This is a genomic window from Bacteroidota bacterium (assembly GCA_034439655.1).
Lineage (GTDB): Bacteria > Bacteroidota > Bacteroidia > UKL13-3 > UKL13-3 > CANJUD01.
The window spans coordinates 1-5,222 of record JAWXAU010000030.1; the positions used below are offsets into that span (position 1 = coordinate 1).

4 protein-coding genes are annotated in these 5,222 nt (G+C 39.6%); 3 read left to right on the forward strand and 1 reads right to left on the reverse strand.

Annotated elements, in window-relative coordinates; translation table 11 throughout:
• Positions 1-428 precede the first annotated feature (428 nt).
• The 3 genes from gldN to SGJ10_01865 all read left to right on the forward strand — a co-directional run bounded on the left by gldN (position 429) and on the right by SGJ10_01865 (position 2,949).
• Positions 429-1,274: a gliding motility protein GldN gene (gene gldN / locus SGJ10_01855; protein ID MDZ4756870.1), complete on the forward strand. Its 846-nt coding sequence runs from the start codon at positions 429-431 to the stop codon at positions 1,272-1,274.
• 130 nt (positions 1,275-1,404) lie between these two features.
• Positions 1,405-2,172, forward strand: a complete 768-nt coding sequence (locus SGJ10_01860; protein MDZ4756871.1) for a 3'-5' exonuclease — start codon at positions 1,405-1,407, stop codon at positions 2,170-2,172.
• A 90-nt stretch (positions 2,173-2,262) separates the two neighbouring features.
• Positions 2,263-2,949 (forward strand): VIT1/CCC1 transporter family protein, encoded by a 687-nt coding sequence (locus SGJ10_01865; protein ID MDZ4756872.1) that lies wholly within the window; start codon positions 2,263-2,265, stop codon positions 2,947-2,949.
• Here the strand turns inward: SGJ10_01865 and SGJ10_01870 are convergent.
• Positions 2,919-5,015, reverse strand: a complete 2,097-nt coding sequence (locus SGJ10_01870; protein MDZ4756873.1) for a hypothetical protein — start codon at positions 5,013-5,015, stop codon at positions 2,919-2,921. The genes SGJ10_01865 and SGJ10_01870 overlap by 31 nt on opposite strands.
• Positions 5,016-5,222: the final 207 nt, after the last annotated feature.

A 5,222-nucleotide genomic window follows, 5' to 3' on the forward strand; every position in this document is an offset into this window, starting at 1 on the left:
AAGTAAATCAATTAGCAAATGTGGATGTAAAATCTATATGTGGATTTGAGTATATTTTAGCATGCCCACTTTGGACTAAATTGAATTAGGTAACGGTATAATAGTCCAAAAAAAGGGGGACTAATCCCCCCGCATCCCGATAATTATCGGGATTAAGCGGGGCTTTCGGGATGTAGTTCGGCATTACCATTCTAAAAACTAATCCGCCACAGGCGGAGAACTATTATAGTTTAAGAAATGGTATTATATATAATGGTCATACTTTATGTACAATATTAATTGCAATATCACGTTATATATATAATTGGTTTTATTGTATTAATTTTTCCGTTTTTTTTTATATCAGGTATTTAGGCAGTGGGGCCTGATAGGTCTTTTCTGTACCCATAGCTATCCAAATTATAGTATTATATTAAATAATTACCGCGATGAAAAAAATAGCAAATTTTATTTTGATTTGTTTGACCGTGATTCAGGCAAATGCTCAGGTTCCACCAGTGGGTCTTTATGATCCCAATACCATTAAACAACGCGGTCTTATTTATTGGCCGCACCTATGTGAAGCAGATGTAATGTATTGCTGGCGTGTAGAATGCATGATAGACGTGCGTGAAAAAATGAATATATTAATGAACTGGCCCAAAAATCCACTTTCGCACATACTACAGAATGCGATGAACGAGGGTTATTTGACACCTTATTATTCAGATTCATTAGACCGAGCCGAAGAAGCTGCGGAAGTTGAAAAAATTACCAGTGATACGAAAATTATTTTTGTTCCCGATGACCCTTTTGATCCATTTGGACCGGGCCATGATTCTCTTATATTTATTAAATTTGATTGGGAAGGCGGAATAAAAAGATATAAGATTCTGGAAGATTGGATTTTCGATAAAAAGGAATCCAGATTCTTTTCTCGAATTATATATATAGCTCCCCTGTTTGTGAAAACGGTTAATGGAATACCTACTGCCGAAATTCCAATATGTTATTTCAAATATCATGATAATACAGGCAGAGACAGTATGTGTTTCAGAAATGTTGCAGTAAATCAAGAAGTGTTTAACCGCAATAACGATGCAGCCCGATTAAGCTATGATGATTTTTTCGAATTGCGTATGTTCAGCAGTTGGATATATAAAGAGTCAAATCCATTTGATATGCGCATCAATCAATTTGAAGAATTTAAATCGAGCCCTGTGAATGCTTTAATAGAAAGCGACAACATCAAGAAAAAACTGTTTGAATACGAACACAATTTGTGGGAGTTTTAGTTTGGCGTTTGAGTACGACGTCATTCTGTTTGCCGCGGCGAATAGAATCACGTTTTATTTTGTAATGGTGCGAAGTTGGTTTATATTTTCGGTATAAACTTAACTTAACTTATACCATCTTTGCCCCAAGATGGAATTACAATTGAACAGACCCTTATTGGTATTTGACCTAGAAACCACAGGCACCAATGTAGCTACCGATAGAATAGTGGAAATAGGCATGGTAAAGATTTTCCCCGATGGACGCGAAGAAGACAAGCGTTATTTGGTGAACCCTACTATACCAATTCCGCCTGAAGTTACAGCGATACATGGCATAAGCGATGCTGATGTGGCAAATGAACCCACCTTTGCCCAGCTTGCAGGTGAGCTCAATGAGTATATGAAGCACTGTGATTTTGCGGGTTTCAATTCGGTGAGGTTTGATTTCCCGTTATTGGTTGAAGAATTTTTGAGAAGTAATGTCGACTTCGACAGCGATAGCAGACAGTTTGTTGACGTACAAAGAATATTTCATACCATGGAGCCCCGGAATTTATCGGCAGCATATAAGTTTTATTGCGACAAAGATTTGGAGAATGCTCATACCGCCATGGCCGATACCAAAGCAACTTATGAGATATTAAAAGCTCAATTGATTAGGTATCCGCAGATTTCAAATCAGATTGATAAGTTGTCTGAGTTTTCTGGCAAAACAAATCAGGTAGATTTTAGCGGGCGTTTTATTTATGATAAGAACAAAGTGCCCGTGTTCAATTTTGGTAAACATAAGGGAAAGCTTGTTACCCAAGTATTGCAAAGCGAACCTTCCTATTATGATTGGATGATGAACAGCGACTTTTCGCTCGATACCAAACGCAGGCTGACTCAAATAAAATTATCGATGATGAATAAATAATGCATGTCCGAAAAATCCTCTTTTTTCGCAGACATCAAAAGAGACGCTTTCAATCCAAGAACCTAATTTCAGGTCAGAAACTAAATAAATATGGGACAGGAAAAACATTTTAAAGGCTCGCAATCCCTCACGGATATAGTTTTAGGTATGAGTGATGGCCTTACGGTTCCTTTTGCCTTAGCAGCAGGATTAAGTAGTGCACTAGATAATAATAATCTTATCATAACTGCTGGTTTGGCAGAGGTTGTTGCGGGTTCCATTGCTATGGGATTGGGCGGCTACCTCGCTGCAAAAACTGGTGCCGAGCATTATCATAATGAACGACTGCGTGAGGCATACGAAATAGAACATATGCCCGAAGCCGAAGAACAAGAAGTAGATGATGCTTTGGTGGTATATGGTATTAGTGCCGATACTCGCCTTAGATTTATAGAAGACCTCAAAAAAAACAAAGAAAACTATATAGAGTTTATGATGCGTTTTGAGCTTGGATTAGAAAGACCCAATCCCAAGCAAGCCTACAAAAGTGGTATAGTAATAGGTTTTGCCTACGTGGTAGGAGGGATGATTCCTTTATTATCATATTGGTATACCGAAACCCCCAATGAAGGGTTGATGTGGTCATCTATTTCTACAGGAATTGTATTATTGGTATTCGGATATTTTAAATCGAAGCTCACGGGGCAAAGTCCGGTGTGGGGTGCCATAAGAGTATGCTTAATTAGTGCTGTAGCAGCGACAGCGGCTTATCTTCTTGCCAAGTTAGTTGGAGGGTGACCTTGAATTCTCCACGAGAGCATCATCTTCGCATCGGTTTTGTGGTTCGACTTAATTAAATCGAGCCCGCTGCCAATATCTGTCTGATCGCTATAATAAGTTTGTGCAAGCCTTGCATATATATCAAAGTTTTTTGAATGGTGCCAGCGAGCCATTATATAATAACGTGTGCCAGTAGCATAAAAAGGTATTATTGAATAGGCAAATGGAAGTTCGTTTTCGTAAGCATAGATGCGGCTATTATAACCGGGGGTATTGAAGAAAGCTACTCTTAGGGTAACTTGCAATTTACGCCAACGCTTTTCTATATCTTGATATGCGATTACGCCTTTTTCGTTCGACTGATTGGTATGTGTATATAATGATGCCTCTACCCGTGAATGTAATTCTATTTGTCCCAGTGTAGTCATCGACAGATTGAATCTGAAATTTTCTTTGCCCTGCTGTTCTAGCTCAGAGAATGCAGACCCCGTGTTTGCATTGAGCTGCCCCATTTTATACTTATAGCGTATATACATACTTATCTTTTTCGAAACCTGATAATCCAACTGACTTAAATGATCCATGCCATAACTATTGGGCACGTCGGCAGTGTAAGTAATCCAGGGATAACGATAAAAATCTATATAACTATTCAGCGTAAAACCTCGACCCAGTTTATATATCCATCCAGTATACAATCCTTGTTCGTTTTCGTTATTGGTATTTTCGCCAATGGCATTCGATAAAAGGGGTTGGTAGTCCTTGGCATAATGTCGCATCATAATAGCGGCATCCAGTTTATTGGTAAGGCTAATCAGGAAAACATGATAACCGCTCAACGCTCCGTTTTGGTTCATGCTTAACTCGCCAAAAAAAGTATAGTTGCGGCGGGTATATCTATAATCGGTGCCGAATTTTAAATTATTTGTTCCCTGAAATTTATATAAATTATAGGGTTTTTTTTGCGGCACAAAAGCTTGCCCATAATTGATATAACATATATTTAATCCTATTTGAAAATTATTGGTTTTATAGGTGAGGTTTCCTCCCGCAGCATTGCGTAACAATATATCTTTTCCTGCAAGTTCACTAGCTGTTCTATGGAACCCAGTACTTACCAAGCCCGCAATACTTCCTTCATCGCTGGCAAATGTATCTTGGTTTGCCGAGCCGTCCAAGTGCTGACGGGCTGCAAATGCTGTTACCCACCAATTGCCGTATTTAAGTGTGATGGCCGTGCCACGCATAAACTCATTTTCGTTCACTGAGCGATAGGGCCTAATACCGCTATAGTTTCTTTTGAGGTTAAGCACCATCGCCGATTTGCCGAATGCCAACCCGCTGCCTATGGTAAGACCTTGACCGAGGGTAATATTAAAATCGCCAATCACCCATTTTTGCAAATGCTTGAACCCACCTATCATAATATGTCCGGAATTGAAATCGAAACCTTGCTTATTAATGCCACGGCCAAATTGTTCGCCTGCATCTTTTTCCCCAAGATATGATATACTAATTTTATCGGAATATGAATAACGATAGCGAAATACGGAGTGTAGCGGAGAACCCGGGTAATAGCTTCTGCCAATGGTATCGCCTACTACACGGCGTCGCTGTCCTTCATTCTGCTCGGGTTGCATTTGGTTGAGCCAATTTAGTTGGTGCGAGCCGCTGCTGAGTATACTTTTCCAATTGCCACCTTGGGGCAGCCAATCTTTTTGCACCATTACAAAGGGTTGTATACTTTTAATGGTGGCCACAGCGAAACCAGGAATTACTTGCAGTTCCAATATAGAAATGAGATTGCCAAACTTAACACGGTGCTGCAGAAAATTATTTATTTGTACATCGCTAAGCAAGCCCAGTTGTTCTAGTTGCTGGCGTGTGCAGTGGTTCAGTTCTATCTTGTTTTGTGCAAACTGTCTGAGTTGTTCTGTCCATTCGTTCACATCGGCATTGGTGCTTTGGTTTTCGGTGAGGCGTTCAATTAATTGCTGCTGCTGCTGCAGGTCGTCGTCTTCGGTTTGTGCAAGGGCAGGACTAGCAAATAAGATGAGCACAAAAAACCAAATGAAGCGTGGCATGGGGGCAAAGTTAGGGAGAAATGGGGATTGGGAAACGGGGATTTTGTTCGCCGCAGCGAATGGAATTTGCTATCACTCAGAAAGGCTAAACTTATTTATAATATTCAATCTCTCTTTCCACAATGTTTATTCCTAAACTCCACAATGTTTAAAGCTCTTAGAAAAGGTGTCAAGTGTCCGATTATTTTTTTTATATTTTCAAAGTTG